This window comes from Paenibacillus rhizophilus, from assembly GCF_003854965.1.
Taxonomy (GTDB): Bacteria; Bacillota; Bacilli; order Paenibacillales; family Paenibacillaceae; genus Paenibacillus_AQ; species Paenibacillus_AQ rhizophilus.
Map to the genome: position 1 here is coordinate 299,112 of NZ_RQPI01000001.1, position 19,843 is coordinate 318,954.

Sequence of the window (19,843 nt, forward strand, 5' to 3'; positions counted from 1 at the left end):
AGCAAGAAAGACTTATGGAGGTTGTATGAAGTTGACGGATACAGCAAAACAGACAGTGGGCAGCCCCCAGCCGGTAACGGTAATTGGAGCGGGGCTTGCGGGGAGCGAGGCGGCCTGGCAGATTGCATCGCGGGGAGTGCCGGTAAAATTATATGAAATGCGTCCGGTCGTTAAGACGCCGGCCCATCATACGGATAAGTTCGCCGAACTCGTATGCAGCAACTCGCTGCGGGCCAACGGACTTGGCAATGCGGTCGGCGTCCTGAAAGAGGAGATGCGGCGGCTCGGCTCACTGGTCCTCGGCTCGGCCGATAAGCATGCCGTACCGGCTGGAGGCGCGCTTGCCGTAGACCGCGACGGATTCTCCGGCGAAATTACGGCGGCGCTGCACGGACATCCGCTTGTTGAGGTTATAAATGAAGAATTGGCGCATATACCGGAGGAAGGGATTGTCGTGATCGCGAGCGGACCGCTAACGTCTCCGGCGCTCTCTTCCGAGATCAAAGCGCTGCTGGGTGAAGAGTATTTTTACTTCTACGATGCGGCGGCTCCGATTGTCGAGAAGGATTCGATCGATATGAGCAAGGTATACCTGGCTTCCAGGTATGATAAAGGCGAAGCGGCCTATCTCAACTGCCCGATGACGGAAGAGGAATTCGACGTCTTCTACGATGCGCTTATTTCTGCGGAAACGGCGGCGCTCAAAGATTTTGAGAAGGAGATTTACTTTGAAGGCTGCATGCCGATCGAAATTATGATGAAACGCGGCAAGCAGACAGCCCTGTTCGGCCCGATGAAGCCGGTCGGCCTTGTCAATCCCCATACGGGCAAGCTGCCTTTTGCCGTCGTTCAGCTTCGTCAGGACAATGCAGCCGGAACGCTATATAATCTGGTAGGGTTTCAAACCCATTTGAAGTGGGGGGAGCAAAAGCGGGTCTTTTCACTGATTCCGGGTCTTGAGAATGCGGAGTACGTCCGTTACGGCGTTATGCATCGCAATACGTTTATCAATTCGCCGAAGATGCTGCATCCGACCTATCAGATGAAAGGGCGCGAGCGACTGCTTTTCGCGGGCCAGATGACGGGTGTGGAAGGCTATGTCGAATCTGCGGCCTCGGGAATGATAGCCGGCATGAATGCCGCCAGAATCGCTCTGGGTGAAGAACCTCTTGTTTTTCCGGAGGATACCGTTCTGGGAAGTATGCCTGCGTACATTACATCTGCCGATCCCAAGCATTTTCAGCCGATGAACGCAAATTTCGGTCTGTTGCCGAAGCCTGAACACAGAATCCGCAACAAAAAGGAAAAAAATGAGCTCCTCGCCCATCGTGCATTGGACAGTCTGGCCGGATTCGCGGAACGCATGGATCTGACCCACAACATCGGTTCCGGGTCTCTGTAAAGAACCTAAGCGATTTTGAGAGCATTGTAAAAAGGAGGCAAGAGCATGATTCCGAGCTTTCACGCAACGACCATCTGCGCCGTGCGGCATAATGGCGAAGCGGCCATCGCAGGCGACGGACAGGTTACCTTTGGAGAAAATGTCATCATGAAGACAACCGCCAAAAAAGTGCGGAGATTATACAGAGGACAGGTCATCGCCGGATTCGCCGGATCGGTTGCTGACGCGATTACCCTGTTTGAGAAGTTTGAAGGCAAGCTGGAAGAACATCACGGCAATTTGCAGCGCGCGGCGGTAGAGCTGGCCAAGGATTGGCGCCAGGACCGCGTCCTGCGCAAGCTGGAGGCGCTGATGATCGTCATGGATAAGAACGGCATGCTGCTCATATCCGGCGGCGGTGAGATTATCGAACCGGACGACGATGTGCTTGCGATCGGTTCCGGAGGGAATTTTGCCCTGGCTTCCGCCCGGGCACTGAAACGTCATGCCAAAGATCTCGGTGCGGCGGATATCGCAAAGGAAGCGCTTACTATCGCTTCAGAGATTTGTGTCTATACCAATTCCAATATTATCGTTGAACAATTGCAGGCTTAATGCCCGCCAGAGAAGTGGAGGAATGGAGATGGCGAATCAATCGCTTACGCCCCGGCAAATCGTAGCCGAACTGGATAAGTATATCGTCGGACAGAAGCAGGCCAAGAAATCAATGGCGGTCGCACTGCGGAACCGTTACCGGCGCGGCAAGCTGTCCGAAGAACTGCGCGACGAAATCGTGCCGAAGAATATCTTGATGATCGGGCCTACCGGTGTGGGCAAGACCGAAATTGCCAGACGCCTTGCGAAGCTGGTGAATGCTCCGTTCGTAAAAGTGGAAGCGACTAAATTTACCGAAGTCGGATATGTGGGACGCGATGTGGAATCCATGGTGCGCGATCTCGTAGAAACCGCGATCCGGATGGTTAAGCTTGAGCGCACAGAGAAGGTGAAGGACCGGGCGGAAGAGCTGGCAAATGAGCGGATCGTGCGCATCCTCGCTCCTTCCGGCTCCAAGAATAAAGCCCAGCGCAATCCGTTCGAGATGCTGTTTGGCGGAAATGGCGGACAGGAGGAAGTGAAATCCGAAGATACGGACGAAGACGCCTCTTTAAGTGAACGCCGCCGGGGAATCCGGTTCAAGCTGCTGGCAGGACAGCTGGAAGATGATATTATTGAAGTCGATGTCGAAGATACCACGCCGACCATGCTGGATATGTTCGCAGGCCAGGGCAACGACCAGATGGGTATGAATATGCAGGAGATGTTCGGAAGCCTTCTGCCGAAGCGGACCAAGAAACGCAAGCTTCCAATCCGGGAGGCCCGCAAAGTGCTGATTCAGGATGAGGCGAACAAGCTGATTGATATGGACGACGTTATCCAGGAATCCGTCGCGCGCGCGGAACAATCCGGCATTATTTTTATCGATGAGATCGACAAGGTGGCAAGCCAAGGTAAAGGGGCTGGTCCGGATGTATCCCGGGAGGGTGTGCAAAGGGATATTTTGCCGATCGTCGAAGGATCTACCGTAATGACGAAATACGGCCCCGTGAAGACCGATTATGTATTGTTCGTGGCCGCAGGCGCATTTCACGTCGCCAAACCGTCCGATCTGATCCCTGAACTTCAGGGGCGCTTCCCCATTCGGGTTGAATTAAGCAGCCTGTCCCTCGAAGATTTCGTATCGATATTGAAGGAACCGAAAAATGCGCTGACCAAACAATATATCCATCTGCTCGCAACCGAAGATATTGAGGTGGAGTTTACAAACGACGCCATTTACGAAATTGCGAAGATTGCAGCGACAGTCAACCAAAATATGGAGAATATTGGGGCGAGACGCCTGCACACTATTTTGGAGAAGCTGCTGGAAGATTTATCGTTTGAAGCCCCCGAGCTTACACTGGATAAAATGGTCATCACGCCCGAGTACGTCCGTGAGAAGCTGGCTAGCATTGCCCAGGATCGCGATTTAAGCCAATATATCTTGTAACTTCCTGTGAATAGAAGGTTTCTAGGTAAGAAGTAACGGGTACCTTCTCGAAATGACCTAAATTAAGGGAAATTACGGAACAATCTGATGACAAAAGAAAATAATGGATAGTAAAATGTAAAAATATGCATGAAAAACACGAAAAGTCCTCTCTTTTTAAAAAAGATAGGGCTTTTTTCTTATTGTAATATTATACAAATTCTAAGAGAATCAATATATGTAATAATTACCTCTATTATGTCTCAATCTGTCGATCATAAAATCCCGGTCATTTTTACGGGAAAGATCGCTTTTTTTATCAAAATTTGTCGACTGGAGAAGGATTTCAGAAAGAGTTGTGGAATTCTTTTCATTATGATAGCTTTGGAAGGGGGATTATCATGGGATTGCTTAACAGTATCAGTTTCCAAAGATTGCAAAAGGGCATTGATGCCGCCACAATGCGACAAAACGCACTGGCCAATAACGTGGCTAATGTGGATACGCCGGGATTCAAGCGCTCCGATGTCTCTTTCGAGAGCTTTCTGCGCGAAAAGGAGAACGGACTCCAACCTTCGCTCGGCGCCAAAGTGACGAACCTCCGTCATATTCAGTTTGGATCGGCAGGATCTATTCCCGCCCCGGTCATTCAGACCGACGAGAACACTTCTATGAACAACAGCAGAAACAATGTCGATATTGACCGCGAGATGGCGCTCAGCGCCGAGAACCAGCTTCGTTACAGTTCTTATGTTCAACTGCTGAGCAGCCAGATTTCGATGATGCGGACGGCGACCGAAGGGAGATAATGAGGTATGAATTTTGGCAGCAGTTTTGGAATCAGCGCTTCGGCACTGACCGCACAGCGGCTTAGAATGGACGTGATTTCATCCAATATAGCCAATGCGGAAACGACAAGAGCGTCGGTTGTTGACGGCAAAGCGGTGCCGTACCGGCGCAAGCTTGTGATGCTCGAATCTGCGCGGAATGACAGTTTTTCTAATATTCTGAATTCCAAAATGAACGGAGGATCGGAAGGTGTTCGCGTTCAAGCGATCGTAGATGATTCCTCGCCGCTCAAGCCAGTTTATAATCCAACCCACCCCGATGCGGACGCGAACGGATATGTGTATATGCCCAACGTGGATATTACGAAGGAAATGGTAGATATGCTTTCTGCTTCCCGTTCATATGAAGCTAATGTAACTATGCTTAACGCAAGCAAATCGATGGTATCCAAGGCGCTTGAGATCGGTAAATAATCTATAAACATACTTCAAGTGCTCGATCAATCCGGCTTACTCTAGGGTTATTTTCAAGGAGGAGAAACGTTGATACAAAATTTCACAATTGGCGCGCAAAGTATTCAGCCGCTTGCAATGAAGACTACGGAGGCCCAATCTTCCGCAGGTCTCTCGGATAGCGTAAAAGGCTTTGGCTCGTATCTTGAGGATGCGCTGAATCAAGTGGCTGCTCAGGAACAAAATGCGAAAGATATGAATAATAAGTTTGTCCTGGGAGAAGTGAATGTGGATGAAGCGATGATCTCTTCACAGCAGGCTTTGCTGAGCTTACAGCTGACCACCCAAGTCCGGAACAAAGTGATTGAAGCCTATCAGGAAATTATGAGAACTCAAATCTAAACAATCTAGCTTAGTTTCGGATGGGGTGACACCGTGAATGAAAGATTCGTCCAGTACAGGGACAGGCTTGTCCAGTATTGGAACAGATTCAGCGTCCGACAGAAGATATTATTCTTTTCGACGCTGTTTATCATTATAATTATTATTGTTGCTGTGACGATGCAGCTTACCAAGACCCAATATGAGGTTGCATTTCAAGATTTAGACAGTACGGATGCCGCCGGAGTCATAAACTATTTGGAGACATCTGGAATCAGCTATCGGTTAAGTCCCGACGGTCACAGTATTTCCGTACCTAGCACCGATGCGGCCCGTGTTAAGGTGGATATTGGTTCGCAGGGGATTGTTCAGGATGGCTCGATCGGCTTTAAAGTATTTGATCAGAGTTCGTCCATGATCGGTACGACGGAGAACGAATTTAACGTTAAGTACAATAACGCTCTGAACGGCGAAGTAGAACAGCTTTTGCGCAGAATGCAGGGTGTCAAGGACGCTAAAGTTCTCGTCAATTTGCCAAAGGAGACCGTGTTCGCCACCCAGGATGATCAGGAGAAGGCCTCGGCATCCGTGGTGCTGAGCTTCAAGCCGGGCTTCAGACCGAGTCAGGATAATATTGACGGCTATTTCAATCTGGTGAAGACGGCTGTTCCGAATTTGCCTGTTGACAATATTACGATCACGAATAACGAGACCGAGCTATACCCTACAGCAAAAGGTGGACAAGGCGGAGTATCCAGCCAAATTGAAGAAAACTTCGCCCTTCAAAAGAAATTTGAAGATGAAGTGAAAAAGAACGTCAAAGCGTTTCTTAGTACTCTTACAGGACCCGATAAAGTCGATGTGCTCGTCTTTTCCAAGCTGAATTTTGATAAAGAGAACCGGAAAGAAGACATTGTCACACCTGTTGATACCGAAAATATGAAAGGGATCGAAATCAGTTCCCAAATAATAAGCAATACGTACTCGGGACAAGGCAGTACGAACGGTGGGGTTGCGGGAACCGGAGAGGGTGACGTGCAGGGGTATCCAAGCAGTACGAACTCCGGAAACACTTCATCCGAGGAGTCTTCAGAGACAAGGAATTATGAAGTGAACAGAATCACCAAAGATATCATTGCAAGCCCATATACTGTTAAAGACTTAACCATTAATGTAGCGGTTGAACCACCCAACGGACAAAATTCTTTGGATCAACCCACTTCGGACGCCATTCGCAACATTTTGGTTAATATTGTCAGAGCTTCCCTTGCCGATTCGGGGATTAGTTATACTGACGCTGATTTAAGTAAAAAAGTTTCGGTCTACTCGCAGCCTTTCGGCACACAAACACCTGCCTCGGCTTCGGCAGGACTGGCATCATGGATGATATGGGCTATCGCAGCAGGGGCGGCACTCGTTGGCGGCGGAGTTGGATATCTTATCTATCGGCGCCGCCGCAATAATGCGGAGGAAGAAGATGAAGAGGTGCCGCTTCAGGCCCCTACCGAGTATCCGTCCATTAACCTGGACAGCGTAACGAACGAGAGTCAAGTGCGCAAGCAGCTGGAAAGCCTGGCCAAGAAAAAGCCGGACGAGTTCGTAAATCTGCTGCGCACCTGGCTTGCAGACGAACAGAGGTGAACGCATGGCAAAGGCTGCACAGCAGGGGCTTAGCGGCAGGCAGAAAGCCGCTATCCTGCTCATTACACTTGGACCGGAAGTTTCGGCGCAGATTTTCAAGCATTTAAGAGACGAGGAGATTGAACAGCTTACGCTGGAGATCGCCAACGTTCGCAAGATTGACAACAATGAAAAAGATATGATTATGTCTGAGTTTCATCAAATCTGTCTCGCTCAGGAATATATTTCGCAAGGCGGTATCAACTACGCCAAGGAAATTCTCGAGAAGGCGCTTGGATCACAGAAGGCGCTGGAAGTGATCAACCGCTTGACGGCAACGCTGCAGGTCAGACCGTTCGACTTTGCGCGGAAGGCTGATCCCAATCAGATTTTGAACTTTATTCAGAATGAAAATGTGCAGACCATCGCTCTTGTTCTTTCTTATTTAAAGTTCGAACAGGCAGCCGCGATTCTATCTTCACTGCCGCAGGAGAAACAGGCGGAGGTGGCAAGAAGAATCGCCGTTATGGACAGCACCTCTCCGGAGGTCATTTCCCAGATCGAACGGGTATTGGAGCAAAAGCTTTCCGCAACTGTTACCCAGGATTACACGAACGCCGGCGGCATCGAGTCGATTGTACAAATTCTGAACGGCGTAGACCGGGGGACGGAACGCACCATTCTGGATTCGCTCGAAATTCAAGATCCCGAGCTGGCGGAAGAGATCAAGAAGCGGATGTTCGTATTCGAAGATATTGTCAACGTGGACAACCGTTCCATCCAGCGCATTATCCGTGACATCGAGAATGCGGATTTGCAGCTTGCGCTTAAAGTCGCCAGCGAAGAGGTCCGCGACGTCATTTTCCGAAATATGTCCAAACGTATGGCGGAGACCTTCCGGGAAGAAATGGAGTACATGGGTCCGGTTCGGCTGCGTGATGTGGAAGAAGCCCAGACCCGAATTGTAGGGACTATTCGCAGACTGGAAGAATCGGGTGAGATTATTATAGCCCGCGGCGGAGGAGATGACATCATTGTCTAGGTTGATCAAACACTCCCAATATGTTCCCGTTGATGTGCTCAAAAGATTGGAGCTGGCCCGGCAGCACGCCGGTCTTGCCGAAGAGGAAACCCAGTCGGAGGAAAGCGGCGAGCAGCATTATGAAGATCCCGCGCGTGAAGCGGCCGAGCAGGCGCGCAAAGAGATGCTGCGTGATGCGAAGGAATTCGCCGAAGGGCAGGTCCGTAACGCTTCACTTGAGGCGGAGCGCATAATCGAGACGGCACGAAGCGAAGCCGAGGATTGGTGGCGGAGCCGGAGGGAGCAGGATGAACACCTGACAGAAGCGGTTAAAGTCGAAGCTTACAGGCAGGGCTACGATGAGGGTCTGCTGCAGGCCGAAAAAGAAATGAAGGCCAAGCTGGCGGAGATTATGGAAGAGGCCCAAGCCGTATTGACCGAAGCTTATAAAGCGCGCGATGTTATTATTCAGGAAGCTGAGCCTTTTCTCGTGGAGCTGAGCTGTGATATCGCCGAGAAAATCGTGGAGAAACAGCTGACAGTCGAGCCTGCGTTTACAATCGACCTGATCAAGAGAAACCTGGCACGCAAACGGGAGCAGGGAATCATCTCCCTGTGTGTAGCTCCTAGCCAGTTCACCTTTGTAAATGCGGCTCGCGAGGAGCTTGCTCTGGCGATCGATTCGCAGGCGGAACTTCAGATTTTGCCGGACTCAACGGTAAAGGACCACGGCTGCGTGATCCGCTCTTCATTTGGAAGCGTAGATGCCAGAATTGACACCCAGCTTCAGGAAATCAAGAAGGAACTGATCAGGGTGGCATTGGACAACGAGGAACATAGAAATGGGGAACAAGATGCTTGACACCCGGAGATATAAAGAGCAGCTTCGCGGTATCGATCCCATCAGAATTAATGGCAAGGTCACCCAGGTTATTGGGTTAATGGTTGAATCGGAAGGACCGGACGCCAGTATAGGCGACGTATGCTATATCTATCCAGCCAAAGGCAACAAGCCGCTCAAGGCTGAGGTCGTTGGTTTCCGCGACAACAAAGTGCTGTTGATGCCGCTGGGAGAATTGCAGGCGATCGGTCCGGGCTGCGATGTGGTTGGCACAGGCAAGCCGCTTAACGTGCAGGTTGGTTCGGAACTGCTAGGCAAGGTGCTCGACGGCCTTGGGCAGCCGCTGGACGGTTCGCTTATTCCGGCGCGAATGCCGTATAGTTCAACCTTCAATATTCCATCCAATCCACTGAATAGACCCAGGGTTCAGGAGCCCATCAGCATCGGAGTGCGGGCGATAGACGGCCTTCTGACGATCGGCAAGGGACAGCGGGTCGGCATTTTTGCCGGATCGGGCGTAGGGAAAAGCACGCTGATGGGTATGATTGCCCGAAATACATCAGCCGATGTCAACGTGATCGCACTTATTGGCGAGCGGGGAAGGGAAGTGCTTGATTTTATTGAGCGCGACCTCGGCCCGGAAGGATTGCAGCGTTCGGTTGTGATCGTGGCGACTTCGGACCAGCCGGCGCTGATCCGAATTAAAGGGGCGCTGATTGCGACGACCATCGCCGAATATTTCCGTGATCGCGGACTCAACGTCATGCTGATGATGGACTCCGTTACACGGTATGCAATGGCGCAGCGCGAAGTAGGCCTTGCCGTCGGAGAGCCTCCGGCGATGAGGGGATATACGCCTTCCGTGTTCGCCAGTCTGCCGAAGCTGCTGGAACGTGCGGGTACGGGGCCAACCGGCTCGATCACGGCTTTTTATACCGTACTGGTCGATGGAGACGATATGAACGAGCCGATTGCCGATGCTGTCCGCGGGATTTTGGATGGACATATTGTGCTAAACCGGAGCATTGCGAACAAGGGACATTTTCCGGCAATCGACGTGCTGGCGAGCATCAGCAGGGTGATGAAGGATATCGCGCCGAGGGATCAGATCGAGGCGGCCGAGAATGTGAAACGCCTGATGGCGGTATATAAGGAATCCGAAGATTTAATCAATATCGGGGCTTATCAAAGAGGGTCAAATGCCCAGATTGACGAGTCGATGCACTACATCGACAACATCTGGAATTTTACGAAGCAGAAGGTAGACGAGAAGACAACGCTGGCCGAAGTTCAACAGACCTTAATTTCCCAGTTCTCGAGGAGTTGATTTTAATTAATGAAGTTTCAATATAATTTTCAAAAAGTCGTCGACTTGAAGGGCAATGAAAAAACGCAGGCGGAATGGATGCTCTCAAGTGCGCTTGGAGAACTGCAAACACAGGAGAAAGATCTGGTTGAACTTATCGAACTGCGAAATGAGACTTTGCTCGCGCTTCAGGCTGCGGCAGAACGGAGAACGCCAATGGCGGCGATCCGGGAGATGCAGGATTACGTGGACTATTTAGATAACTGCATTACGCGTAAGCAAGGCGAAATCAGCCAGGCGCATCAGGAAGTTTCTAGGAAGCAGGAAAATTTGAATTCAAAGGCGTTGGATGAAAAGGTCTGGCTGAAAGCAAGAGACAAGGCGCTGGGTATTTTCCAGCAAAATTTGAATTTGCGGGAGCAAAACGAATTGGATGAGATGGCTACCGTCCGCTTCGCGATGAAGTCCCTCTGACGTTTGGAGGTTATTCGGCAGTGGCACAGAACAATATTGAACTTGAAAACGAAGGGTCGGCAGGCAAGTTTGAGCGGTTTCTTTTTCTGATGATACCGATTATTTTTACCCTTGTCCTGATTGGGGTTCTGTTGACGCTTTTTAATATGGATTACCGAAACGACATGCTGCAGATCGCGAACAAAATCCCGATTGTGAATAAATGGATACCCGACCCGAAAGGTGAGACCTCCGGGAACAGTCAGCAAGCGGAGGAGCAGGCGGCAAGCTCGGAGTCGACCATTAAGGAGCTTAAGGCTCAGCTCTCCCAGCAGGAGGAAACGGTTAAGAAGCTGAATGAGCAAAAAACCGAGCAGGATAAGCAGGTTCAGGCTTTAAAGTCGCAGATTGACGAGATGCAGCAGGTCGCAAGCACCCAGCAACCGGTTGAAACAGAGGATGACCACCAAAAGGAAATAGCGGCAATGACCAAGCTTTATGCGGGGATGCAGGCATCCAAAGCTGCCGCGATCATGCAAAATATGACGACCGATGAGGTCGTTCAACTACTTAGCGAGATGAACAACGACAGCAAGACGGGGATATTGGAAAAAATGGACCCGAAAGTAGCTGCGGATGTATCCGTTAAGCTAAAAGAATCGGCCAATTCTTCCGATATGGCTATTGCAGCCCTTCAATCCAGACTGAAACAAGACTCGGCGGGTACGACAGCCTCAACTGGCAGCGGCGCAAATCTAGACAAGCAAAAGCTAAGCCAGACGTTCACCTCCATGCCTGCGGCAGAGGCGGCAAAGCTGCTTAGTGAAATGTACGCCATCAGTCCGGATAAGGTGATTACAATTTTAAGCACAGTTGATGACAACGTACGGTCTTCCATTTTATCGGAAATGACCAAGAGCGATACGAACGGCGTCACCGCCAAAATTGTGAACCGTCTGATGGGCGGCAAGTGACCATTGCACTTTGAAAGGAGGTGAAAAAAAGATGAGTCTCGTATTTCAAATGATCTCTTCAGGCAAAGGTCTGAATGCTAAAACGACGGCTTCTCCGGGGACTGCTGGTGCTGCCGGAGCGGGGAACGGAATGTTCTCCAGTACGTTGATACAGTCGATGGCAGGCTCAACTTCGGAACTGGCAGTGGCGTCTCAAAGTGATGCAGCGGCTGCTACATTGCAGAATCTTCTAATAACGGCGTTATCCAATCACACCGGCGAAGATGGAGAAACGGCGGATCTTTCCGGCAAGAAACTCTTGGATGAGCTGCTTCCCGAACTGTCCAAACTGGACGAGCAGATTGAAAGTGATCCTGCGCTGCTGGCGGCGCTTCAAGGCTGGCTGGTTCAGGTCTCGGCGCTATTGTCTGGCAATGAAATGAAGGAGTCTCCGGATCAGACGGCGCTGACGCCGCTTGCGCAGAATCCAGCAACTGCAAGGTTTGCCGTTCAGGATGAACTCAACAACCTCGCAGCATTGATTCAGCAGGCTTCCGGAAGCGGCGATGAAGCCTCAGCAGGCAAAGCACTGGCACTGTTGAACAGCTTTGCTTCTATGATTGAGCCATACACTGGAACTGTTGACTCGTCCGTTTCGGGGACTGCTGCAGCGGCAATGCCATCCGGGATTAAAGGCGTCGATAAGCTTCAAGGACCCAGGACTTCGAAAACCGGCGATGTTAACGTGGGAGTAGGGCTTTCTAAGGCTGCCGACGCGGTTTCGAACAAACCGGACTCCTCGGGACAGATAGACACAGCCTCTCTCGATACCCAAGCGGCTTCCGGAAATCCGCTGTCACTCAAATTGCCTTTAGCATCTGCAGAAATCAATAAAGAGCATTCCACAGCAAACGAAGGCACAGTGACTGATAAGGCTGCTGAGCAGGATTCTTCCCAAGGAGACAGCAATGTCATTACCGCAGGCCAGCTCTCGCTGAGGGACGGAATTACGGCTACTCCAAAGGCGGAGATTTCGCAGGTGCCGGTTCATAAGTTCGCTGAGGAGATGACCGGATTTATTACCGGTAAACTGGAAATAGTCAAGAAGGGCGGAGTCGCCGAAGCGACCCTATCATTGTTCCCGGAAAATCTGGGGCAGGTGGATGTCAAGATTACAATGCATAACGGACATGTTGTCGCTCAGTTCTTAGCCGAGCATTCCGGAGCCAGAGATTTGCTGGAGAATCAAATGTCTCAACTGCGTGCAGCGCTTCAATCGCAAGGTCTGCAGGTAGAGAAGCTCGAAGTTTCGCAAAACAACACTCCGCTTCAGTCCCAACTCTTTCAGGAGGGGCGCCATTCGGGAGCGGGTAGTCAAGGGTCGGACAGACGCTCCAAGGAGCGCAAGGATTCTTCGGACGATGCCGTCCTGGCAGCCGAACTGGATGGAGAATGGAAAGATTGGCTGGCTAACGAACGACAGAATACCCGAAATCCGGCAAGCCAATTCTCTGCCGAAGCTTAATGGGTATGGAAAGGGAGGTGAAAGGTAATGGCAACCTCAGACAGCATTATATCCACGGGCAGTGTATGGCCGAATTATTCGGCAGCCAACAGTACAAGCAGCAGTACTGGCAGCACATCGCTCGGTAAAGATCAATTCCTGAAAATTTTAATTACGCAGCTTCAAAATCAGGACCCGATGCAGCCTATGGAAGACAAGGAATTTATCGCCCAAATGGCTCAATTCTCATCTGTCGAACAGCTTATGAACATTTCCAATCAGCTTACGGCGCTTAATCAATCGCTCGGTTCGGTTTCTGGTCTAATTGGAAAAAATGTCAGCTGGCTCGACAGCTCCACTTCACAGGAGAAATCGGGAGCGGTGGACTCTATTGTGGTGAGCGGAGGCGTTCAATACGCGCTCGTCGGCAAGGAGAAAATCGCGCTTACGGACATTACTAGAATTCAGAACGGCAGCAGCGACTCTGGTGCGGAAACAGTAGGCGGCGGAGGAAGCGGGGCGGAGTCATGAACGATAAAATGACCGTAGGCCAGATGTATACAGGAGTTCATCATCCCGGCTTGCTGCAGCGCCCAAACGCAGGAAAGAACACCGTACTTCCATCATCGGAAGGGACCTTCGAGAGCGTACTGCAGCGGAAACTGCTGAAATTCAGCAATCATGCGGCAAAACGTTTGGAGCAGCGCGGCATTCAGCTCGGAAATAAGCAGCTTGATCAGATTTCTTCAGCCGTAGATAAAGCGGCGGCCAAAGGAAGCAAGGAATCGCTGATTTTGATGAAAGATGTGGCGCTGATTGTAAGTGTGGCGAACCGAACCGTAGTGACGGCAATGGACGGCGATTCTATGAAAGACAACGTGTTCACCCAAATCGATAGTGCAGTTATCATTTCTTAACCCGGCCGGTCCTAACGGAGAGCCGGAGCGACCGCCGACCGACTGACGCGGTCCAACTCAACGAATTCAATCAAATTTAAAGAGCTTCTAAGCTCCATTTCTGGGAGGTAATATCATGTTAAGATCCATGTACTCCGGTGTTTCCGGCATGCGCGGCTTTCAAACCAAATTGGATGTTATCGGCAACAATATCGCGAATGTTAATACAATCGGCTTTAAGTCTGGACGCGTTATGTTCAAAGATATTATGAGCCAGACGATTTCCGGCGTTTCTGCTCCGAGCGATGACGCGCAGGGCGGCGTTAACGCCAAACAGATCGGATTGGGTGTGAGCATCGGTTCCGTTGATACGCTGCATCTGGCCGGAAGCGCCCAAACGACCAATAATCCGACCGATCTGCGGATCGACGGAGACGGCTTTTTTATGGTGAATCTGTCCGGAGATCAAGAGACTCCCTTTCTGACGCGCGCCGGGGATTTCCACGTAGACGCTAGCCGCAATCTGGTTACCTCCGACGGTCTTCATGTGCTGGACTCGGGCGGCGAGCCGATAGTGATTGGAGAGGACGTTACCTCCTTCTCCATTTCCAACGACGGGACGATCATCCAAACGATGGCTGACGGAACGACCGAACCGGGAGTCCAGATCGGCGTCGCCAAAGTAAGCAACCCGCAGGGCCTGGAGAAAATCGGAGGCAATCTGTATCGCATGACCTTGAATGCCAACGCGGGAGGCGCTTTGGAGCCCACAACCGCCAACAATACGGCAGCTGGAACCGGAGCGATTGTTGCGGGTCAGCTGGAAATGTCCAATGTCGATCTGACGGGCGAATTTACGGAAATGATCGTCGCTCAACGCGGTTTCCAAGCGAACTCCCGGATTATTACGACATCGGATGAAGTGCTTCAGGAAGTCGTTAATCTGAAACGCTAATTTTAGAATATGCCGGCAGTCGCATTTTCAATATACTCGGCTGCCGGTCTTGCAGTATAATAGATTCGTTTCGCTTTTTCCATCAAGGAAACGGACTTCAAACCGGGAGAGGCTTGTCTCGCCCAGCTTTTTGAAATATAAGATTTTAAGTTTTGCTCTTATCATCCACTTTATATTTTTACGAGAAACGAGTGTCCGCCTAGTAAAAGGATGGCGCAGCCGTTTCTCCTTATTAGGAGGCCTCGCATGATCTCGGTAACACGATTAAACGGATCGCCAATGTGGCTGAATGCCCTGCTGGTGGAAATGGTGGAAGAAAGCCCGGATACCTACATCACGCTTGTAACGGGCAAAAGGCTGATCGTTCTTGAAAAAGCCGATGAAGTTATTGCGAAAATAAGGGACTACAATAAGGAAATCGGTGCCCATTCAGCCACCATTAAAGTCCATACACAGGAGGAGCCTTCATGAAAAAGATGCTGCCTTGGCTCATCACGATTTTGCTTGCGATTACTTTGATCGTGGTTGCCGCCTTTTTGCTGATGAATAAATGGTTTTCCGACGACACCGGAAACGCGGTTAACGATACGGCGCAGCAGGTGGAAACCAAAAAGCTGACCGCTGATGAAATTGTAGCCATGACTTCGGAAATTACCGAAATTAAAACCAATCTCGCCGATCCCGATTATATCGTTTCTATAAATTTCGCCTTCCAATTGGATACCGAAACGGCTAAGGAAGAGTTCGAGAAAATCAAGGAAATCAAGATCAAACCGCTCATTATCAAAGCACTGGCTGATGTCAAGCCGCAGGAACTGAACGGAGCGGCTGGGAAGGACCGGTTGTGCAGCAAGCTTGTCAACTTGATCAACAACACGTTAACAGAAGGAAAGCTGACTCAGGTCGAGATTACCAATTATATTTTGGCTACGATATAAACTGCCGGATTCCAAGTTTACTTATGGGGGGTGATTGAATGGTTGATGTACTGTCGCAAAACGAGATTGATGCCCTGCTTGCCGCTCTCTCATCCGGCGAGATGGACGCCGACGAACTAAAAAAAGAAGAAACCCAGCGCAAAATACGTTCGTATGACTTCAAACGGGCCGTACGATTCTCGAAGGATCATATCCGAAGCCTGACCCGGATTCATGAAAACTTTGCGCGTTACCTTACAACGTACTTTTCGGCGCAATTGCGAACATTTGTCCAGATCAGTGTCGTTCAGGTGGAGCAGCTGCCGTATGATGAATTCATCCGTTCCATCCCCAAGATGACCATTTTGAATATTTTTGAAGCCGAACCCTTGGAAGGCAGAATGGTAATGGAGGTGCATCCGAATATCGCCTTTGCCATGCTTGACAGGCTGCTGGGAGGAATCGGAACGGCGCCTTCCAAAATTACAACCCTGACCGAGATCGAGACAACCATTATGGAGCGCATATTCAGCAGATGCTTCGAAAGCCTGCAGGAGGCCTGGAAGACGGTGCTGGACATTGAACCCCGAATGGAAGCGCTGGAGACAAATCCGCAGTTTATGCAGATTGTATCCCCCAACGAGACGATTGCGCTTATCTCGCTAAGCACCAAGATCGGCGATACAACGGGAATGATCAATCTTTGCATTCCGCATGTCGTCCTTGAACCGATTATGTCCAGGCTGTCCGTTCATCAATGGTTTGTCTCGGAGAAAAAGATGCGGGACGAACAGGAAGTGGAGACGATCAAAGCCAGCGTGAACCGGGCTCAGCTTCCAATCGTTGCTGAACTCGGGCAATCCATGATTTCCATATCCGAATTCCTCGGCCTGAACGTAGGAGACGTCATCTCGCTGAACAGGACCGTTGATACCGGACTGTCAATCAGGGTGGGAGACAAGCTGAAGTTCATCGGTAGTCCGGGTATGGTCAAGGACCGGGTAGCCGTGCAAATTGACGAGATTGTCAGCGAAGGAGTTGAAGAACGTGACGAGTAAAGATTATTTATCCCAGGAAGAAATCGACGCTCTTTTAAGACAATCGGCGGAAAGCGAAGCAAGCGCATCTTCCGAGAAGACGGTGGATGATTTTCTGACTCCGTTTGAGCAGGATGCATTGGGTGAAATTGGGAACATAACTTTTGGCAGCGCCGCAACGGCGCTTTCGACTCTGCTGGGCAAAAAAGTGGACATTACGACTCCGCAAGTTTCCATTATTAAGCGCAGCGAATTTGAAGAGGCCTTTCCAAAGCCTCATGTTGCCGTTCATGTGCAATATGTGGACGGGTTTCAGGGCATTAACTCGCTCGTGATCAAGATTCGGGACGCACAGGTTATTGCCGATCTGATGCTTGGCGGAAACGGAGAGCCAAAAGACGAAGAGCTGAATGAGATTCATGTCAGTGCCGTACAGGAGGCCATGAATCAAATGATGGGCTCATCCGCCACGTCGATGTCGACTATCTTTAACCGGTTTGTCAACATATCGCCGCCTGATATCGATATTCTCAATATGTCGAGCGGCGAGGGGGTAGGAAGCCTGCCGGAAGACGAGACGCTGATTCGAATATCATTCCGCCTCATAATCGGCGATTTGATCGATTCGACCATCATGCAGCTGCTGCCTGTACAGTTTGCAAAGGATATGGTAACAATGCTGCTGGGCGACGTTGCTGCTCCAAGCGAAGAGCCGGCTGCAGCTGTAGAAGCTCCGGCGAAGCCGGAAGCGGCCCAGTCCGTGCCTGCTGCGCAGCAGGCCGCTCCAGCGGCTCAGCAGCCGCCGCAGTCGTCGCCAGAACAGCAGGCGCCGCAGCAGCAGATTCCTCCAGTGCAGCAGCCGTATCCGGGAATGCCCGAAGGAGGATATTATTATCCGCCGTACGGTATGCCGCCTTATGGAATGCCAGGTATGCCTCCATACGGCATGCCGCCCCAGGGAATGCCGCAGCAGGGAACGCCTTATTCACAGACCCCGCCGCCGTCTTCCCCTCCGAATCGAAATGTCAATGTCCAGCCGGTACAGTTCGCCAATCTTAGCGGCAACGCTTTTGGAAATATTGACGAAAATAATTTGAACTTACTGATGGACATACCCCTGAAAGTAACCGTAGAATTAGGAAGGACCCAGAAGCAGATCAAAGATATTCTTGAAATGTCGCAGGGATCGATTATTGAACTGGACAAGCTTGCCGGCGAGCCCGTCGATATTCTGGTGAACAATAAGCTGATTGCCAAGGGGGAAGTTGTGGTAATCGACGAAAACTTCGGCGTTCGCGTAACGGATATTGTAAGCCAATGGGACCGAATTCAAAAATTACAATAAAGCATAATTTAGGGAGGATTTTGTAAAAATGGCTAACCGAATTCTGATCGTGGACGATGCTGCATTTATGAGAATGATGATTCGCGATATTTTATCGAAAAATGGTTTTGAAGTGGTAGGAGAAGCCCAGGACGGTTCCCAGGCGATTGAAAAATTCAAGGAACTGCGTCCCGACCTGATCACCATGGACATTACCATGCCGGAAATGGACGGAATCGCGGCCCTGAAAGAAATCAAAAAAGTGGATGCCAACGCCAAGGTTATTATGTGCTCCGCTATGGGTCAGCAGGCTATGGTTATTGACGCAATCCAAGCGGGAGCGAAGGACTTTATTGTTAAGCCATTCCAAGCCGACCGCGTTATTGAAGCCATCAACAAGACGCTCGGCGTGTAGGAATAGCCCATGTCCGGCACAGGCAACTACTTGCTGAATTTGCTCAATGTTATTTTTGTGCTGGCGGTCATTATCGTTATCATAATACTGTTGATCCGGTTTCTGGGACGGCGCAATCAGACTTGGATGAGCGGCCGTTCCATGCGCACCCTGGGTGCGGTAGGGCTAGGTCCGGGCAAGTCGATGCAGGTCATCGAAGTCGGGGGCAGCCTCTATTTGATCGGAGTTGGCGATAATGTATCGATTCTGGATAAGATCACCGATCCCGATGAAGTGGCGATTATCGTATCGGCCTTTGAGGAGCAGTCCGCCTCAGGCAGCAATTTCCTCATTCCGCTGATTTCCAAGGTAAGGGGAAGGCTGCGCGGGGAAGTTCAGTCTCAGGAAATGGATCTGAACGAAACTTCTTCTTTCTATGAGATGCTGCAGTCCAAGCTTCGTTCTCCGGACCGGAACAAGAAGATAGAGGAGCTGCTTGGCGGCGAAGACCAAAAGGACAGGCAGGGGGAATCATGAAAAAAAAGTTTTTGTTTGCCTTCCTGCTGATAGGCGTTGTAAGTTTCCTGGCTCTCCGACCGATCTATGCCGCCGAGCCGATTCCGAATATCGACATTCAGGTTGGAGGTAGCGGTGGTCAGAGCGGCACCAGTTCCATTTCCATTTTGTTGCTGGTTACGGTTCTGAGCGTGGCTCCGGCGTTTTTGGTTTTGATGACCAGCTTTACCCGGATTGTCATTGTGCTGGGCTTCATCCGCACTTCACTCGGAACGCAGCAGATGCCGCCTAACCAGGTGCTTGTGGGGCTCGCTCTTTTTCTGACGCTGTTCGTAATGACGCCAACCTTGTCGACAGTGAACCAGACGGCGCTTCAGCCTTATATCAAAGGCCAGATTACTCAGACGGAAGCTTTGAACAAAGCCGCCGATCCGATGAAAAAGTTTATGTTCAAATATACGCATGAGAAGGATTTGCTGCTGTTCATGAAATACAACGGCTATACGGGCAACAACAAACCAGCCACGTACACCGATATTCCGCTGACGGTGCTCGTGCCTTCTTTTGCAATGAGTGAAATGAAAACGGCTTTTCAAATGGGCTTTATGATTTTCATCCCTTTTTTAATAATCGACATTGTGGTTGCCAGCACGCTTATGGCAATGGGCATGATGATGCTGCCGCCGGTTATGATCTCGCTGCCTTTTAAAATCATGCTGTTCGTGCTGGTGGACGGTTGGTATCTGGTAGTCAAATCGCTGCTGCTCAGCTACGGCACCTGACGGAGAATAGGAGGCGAAGGATATCAATACGGAATTTATTATCGGTCTTGCGGGTCAGGCGGTATATTTGATGCTTGAGGTCAGCGCGCCTATGCTGATTTTCGGTTTGGTTGTCGGACTGATTATCAGTATTTTTCAGGCAACGACCCAGATTCAAGAACAGACGCTAGCCTTTGTCCCCAAAATCGTCGCCGTGCTGCTGGCCCTGCTATTGTTCGGTCCCTGGATTGTGACCAAGCTTGTCGACTTCACATCCCAAATACTGGGTAATCTTTATCTGTATATCGGATGAATA

The 19,843-nt window shown here is 50.5% G+C and carries 24 protein-coding genes; all 24 read left to right on the forward strand.

Annotated elements, in window-relative coordinates:
* Nucleotides 1-31: 31 nt before the first annotated feature.
* The 24 genes from trmFO (at nucleotide 32) to fliQ (ending at nucleotide 19,840) form a co-directional block, all read left to right on the forward strand.
* The gene (gene trmFO / locus EH198_RS01440) at nucleotides 32-1,402 is read left to right on the forward strand and encodes an FADH(2)-oxidizing methylenetetrahydrofolate--tRNA-(uracil(54)-C(5))-methyltransferase TrmFO (RefSeq protein ID WP_246014062.1); all 1,371 of its coding nucleotides are present in this window, start codon (nucleotides 32-34) and stop codon (nucleotides 1,400-1,402) included.
* Nucleotides 1,403-1,447: 45 nt separating this feature from the next.
* On the forward strand, nucleotides 1,448-1,996 hold the full coding sequence (gene hslV, locus EH198_RS01445) for an ATP-dependent protease subunit HslV (protein ID WP_124693772.1): 549 nt from the start codon (nucleotides 1,448-1,450) through the stop codon (nucleotides 1,994-1,996).
* A gap of 28 nt (nucleotides 1,997-2,024) precedes the next feature.
* On the forward strand, nucleotides 2,025-3,428 hold the full coding sequence (hslU, locus tag EH198_RS01450; RefSeq protein WP_124693773.1) for an ATP-dependent protease ATPase subunit HslU: 1,404 nt from the start codon (nucleotides 2,025-2,027) through the stop codon (nucleotides 3,426-3,428).
* Nucleotides 3,429-3,808: 380 nt separating this feature from the next.
* Nucleotides 3,809-4,216 carry a flagellar basal body rod protein FlgB gene (gene flgB, locus EH198_RS01455; RefSeq protein ID WP_124693774.1) on the forward strand — a complete coding sequence of 136 codons (408 nt, stop codon included), beginning with the start codon at nucleotides 3,809-3,811 and terminating at the stop codon, nucleotides 4,214-4,216.
* A 6-nt stretch (nucleotides 4,217-4,222) separates the two neighbouring features.
* Nucleotides 4,223-4,669 carry a flagellar basal body rod protein FlgC gene (flgC, locus tag EH198_RS01460; protein ID WP_124693775.1) on the forward strand — a complete coding sequence of 149 codons (447 nt, stop codon included), beginning with the start codon at nucleotides 4,223-4,225 and terminating at the stop codon, nucleotides 4,667-4,669.
* Nucleotides 4,670-4,738: 69 nt separating this feature from the next.
* Complete coding sequence (gene fliE / locus EH198_RS01465) at nucleotides 4,739-5,050, forward strand: flagellar hook-basal body complex protein FliE (protein ID WP_379309926.1); 312 nt, start codon at nucleotides 4,739-4,741, stop codon at nucleotides 5,048-5,050.
* A 33-nt stretch (nucleotides 5,051-5,083) separates the two neighbouring features.
* Nucleotides 5,084-6,670 (forward strand): flagellar basal-body MS-ring/collar protein FliF, encoded by a 1,587-nt coding sequence (gene fliF / locus EH198_RS01470; protein ID WP_124693776.1) that lies wholly within the window; start codon nucleotides 5,084-5,086, stop codon nucleotides 6,668-6,670.
* A gap of 4 nt (nucleotides 6,671-6,674) precedes the next feature.
* Nucleotides 6,675-7,691, forward strand: coding sequence for a flagellar motor switch protein FliG (gene fliG / locus EH198_RS01475; protein ID WP_124693777.1), 1,017 nt, complete (start codon nucleotides 6,675-6,677; stop codon nucleotides 7,689-7,691).
* On the forward strand, nucleotides 7,684-8,532 hold the full coding sequence (locus tag EH198_RS01480; RefSeq protein WP_124693778.1) for a FliH/SctL family protein: 849 nt from the start codon (nucleotides 7,684-7,686) through the stop codon (nucleotides 8,530-8,532). Before fliG ends, EH198_RS01480 begins: the two co-directional genes overlap by 8 nt.
* The gene (gene fliI, locus EH198_RS01485) at nucleotides 8,513-9,838 is read left to right on the forward strand and encodes a flagellar protein export ATPase FliI (RefSeq protein ID WP_124693779.1); all 1,326 of its coding nucleotides are present in this window, start codon (nucleotides 8,513-8,515) and stop codon (nucleotides 9,836-9,838) included. Before EH198_RS01480 ends, fliI begins: the two co-directional genes overlap by 20 nt.
* A 9-nt stretch (nucleotides 9,839-9,847) precedes the next feature.
* Nucleotides 9,848-10,291: a flagellar export protein FliJ gene (gene fliJ / locus EH198_RS01490; protein WP_124693780.1), complete on the forward strand. Its 444-nt coding sequence runs from the start codon at nucleotides 9,848-9,850 to the stop codon at nucleotides 10,289-10,291.
* Between the two features lie 20 nt (nucleotides 10,292-10,311).
* Nucleotides 10,312-11,244, forward strand: coding sequence for a MotE family protein (locus EH198_RS01495; protein ID WP_124693781.1), 933 nt, complete (start codon nucleotides 10,312-10,314; stop codon nucleotides 11,242-11,244).
* Nucleotides 11,245-11,275: 31 nt separating this feature from the next.
* Nucleotides 11,276-12,748 (forward strand): flagellar hook-length control protein FliK, encoded by a 1,473-nt coding sequence (locus EH198_RS01500; protein ID WP_124693782.1) that lies wholly within the window; start codon nucleotides 11,276-11,278, stop codon nucleotides 12,746-12,748.
* A gap of 27 nt (nucleotides 12,749-12,775) precedes the next feature.
* The gene (gene flgD, locus EH198_RS01505) at nucleotides 12,776-13,258 is read left to right on the forward strand and encodes a flagellar hook assembly protein FlgD (protein WP_124693783.1); all 483 of its coding nucleotides are present in this window, start codon (nucleotides 12,776-12,778) and stop codon (nucleotides 13,256-13,258) included.
* Nucleotides 13,255-13,644 carry a TIGR02530 family flagellar biosynthesis protein gene (locus EH198_RS01510; protein WP_124693784.1) on the forward strand — a complete coding sequence of 130 codons (390 nt, stop codon included), beginning with the start codon at nucleotides 13,255-13,257 and terminating at the stop codon, nucleotides 13,642-13,644. Before flgD ends, EH198_RS01510 begins: the two co-directional genes overlap by 4 nt.
* Nucleotides 13,645-13,759: 115 nt before the next feature.
* A complete protein-coding gene (gene flgG, locus EH198_RS01515; RefSeq protein WP_124693785.1) occupies nucleotides 13,760-14,578 on the forward strand; it encodes a flagellar basal body rod protein FlgG in 819 nt (272 codons plus the stop codon).
* A 246-nt stretch (nucleotides 14,579-14,824) separates the two neighbouring features.
* Nucleotides 14,825-15,049, forward strand: a complete 225-nt coding sequence (locus EH198_RS01520; protein ID WP_025335365.1) for a flagellar FlbD family protein — start codon at nucleotides 14,825-14,827, stop codon at nucleotides 15,047-15,049.
* On the forward strand, nucleotides 15,046-15,516 hold the full coding sequence (locus EH198_RS01525) for a flagellar basal body-associated FliL family protein (protein WP_124693786.1): 471 nt from the start codon (nucleotides 15,046-15,048) through the stop codon (nucleotides 15,514-15,516). Before EH198_RS01520 ends, EH198_RS01525 begins: the two co-directional genes overlap by 4 nt.
* A 38-nt stretch (nucleotides 15,517-15,554) precedes the next feature.
* Nucleotides 15,555-16,553: a flagellar motor switch protein FliM gene (gene fliM, locus EH198_RS01530; protein WP_124693787.1), complete on the forward strand. Its 999-nt coding sequence runs from the start codon at nucleotides 15,555-15,557 to the stop codon at nucleotides 16,551-16,553.
* Complete coding sequence (fliY, locus tag EH198_RS01535) at nucleotides 16,543-17,877, forward strand: flagellar motor switch phosphatase FliY (RefSeq protein WP_124693788.1); 1,335 nt, start codon at nucleotides 16,543-16,545, stop codon at nucleotides 17,875-17,877. The genes fliM and fliY overlap by 11 nt, the downstream gene beginning before the upstream one ends.
* A 28-nt stretch (nucleotides 17,878-17,905) precedes the next feature.
* Nucleotides 17,906-18,271 (forward strand): response regulator, encoded by a 366-nt coding sequence (locus EH198_RS01540; RefSeq protein WP_019910416.1) that lies wholly within the window; start codon nucleotides 17,906-17,908, stop codon nucleotides 18,269-18,271.
* A gap of 9 nt (nucleotides 18,272-18,280) precedes the next feature.
* Nucleotides 18,281-18,787, forward strand: a complete 507-nt coding sequence (locus tag EH198_RS01545) for a flagellar biosynthetic protein FliO (protein WP_124693789.1) — start codon at nucleotides 18,281-18,283, stop codon at nucleotides 18,785-18,787.
* The gene (fliP, locus tag EH198_RS01550) at nucleotides 18,784-19,548 is read left to right on the forward strand and encodes a flagellar type III secretion system pore protein FliP (protein ID WP_124693790.1); all 765 of its coding nucleotides are present in this window, start codon (nucleotides 18,784-18,786) and stop codon (nucleotides 19,546-19,548) included. The genes EH198_RS01545 and fliP overlap by 4 nt, the downstream gene beginning before the upstream one ends.
* A gap of 22 nt (nucleotides 19,549-19,570) precedes the next feature.
* Entirely contained in the window at nucleotides 19,571-19,840 is a 270-nt protein-coding gene (fliQ, locus tag EH198_RS01555) for a flagellar biosynthesis protein FliQ (RefSeq protein WP_124693791.1), read from the forward strand.
* Nucleotides 19,841-19,843: the final 3 nt, after the last annotated feature.